The sequence below is a fragment of the Serratia sp. N21D137 genome (assembly GCF_047530005.1).
Taxonomy (GTDB): Bacteria; Pseudomonadota; Gammaproteobacteria; order Enterobacterales; family Enterobacteriaceae; genus Chania; species Chania fonticola_B.
Window position 1 is genome coordinate 1 of record NZ_JBLJAJ010000112.1, and the last position, 861, is coordinate 861.

Here is an 861-nt window from a genome sequence, read left to right on the forward strand (position 1 = left end):
TGCGTATTCCGCTCTGTTCGATCACGGATTGGCATGGAACTTCGATCACGTATTGGCACCGAAGTTCGATCAGGATTTTGTCTCCATTCAGTCAACCGGGATGCGTTAACTTTTCCTACTGCTTTTTAACCTGTTTTTTCCTCGCTTTCCACTGCCGTTTTGCTTTTCCTCATCGACTCTCCTTGCAGTACAAGTCTGTGGCCGTTATGCACCAGTCTGTCCAGGATCGCATCTGCCGTTGTCGGGCTCTCCATCAGCCCGTGCCACTTATCTACTGGGAACTGGCTCACCACCAGGGTACTGCTTTGTCCGTACCGGTCTTCCACTATTTCCAGCAGGTCGTTACATTGCGCGTTGCTCAGGGGTTCCAGACCCAGATCGTCCAGGATTAGCACCTGCGTTTTTTGCAGTTGTTTCAGGTGCTTCAGCCAGCTACCGTCTACCCGGCCCTGCGCCAGCATTTCCAGTAACCGACCGGTACGCCAGTACTGAACGCTGTGTTTCTGGCGACAGGCCTGCTCACCCAGGGCATTGGCGATCCAGCTTTTCCCGCACCCCGTCGGGCCGGTGATCAGGATGTTTTTCCGATGCGTGATGTAATGACCGTTCAGCAACTCCCGCATCTGTTCCGCTCTCAGCCCCCTTGAGACGGGGTAGTGCAGCCCCTCCGGCGCTGCCTGGTATTTCAGGTTTGCACTCTTCCTCAGACGGGCCACCCGACCGTTTTCCCTGTTCAGCAGTTCGTCATCTGCCAGCAGGATCAGCCGTTCCTCGAACGACAACTCGCCGTAGGTCTGCGGTGTTTCTCGCTGGCGGATCAGGCTCCCTGCCATGGCCGGGAGCTTCAGTTGGGTCAGTTTG

1 protein-coding gene is annotated in these 861 nt (G+C 56.0%); it reads right to left on the minus strand.

The genetic code is table 11. The annotated features are described in order from the left end of the window. Window positions 1–125: 125 nt before the first annotated feature. Window positions 126–861, minus strand: a 736-nt coding sequence (istB, locus tag ACMV5H_RS25555; RefSeq protein ID WP_414822808.1) for an IS21-like element helper ATPase IstB, incomplete at its 5' end; no start/stop codon positions are given.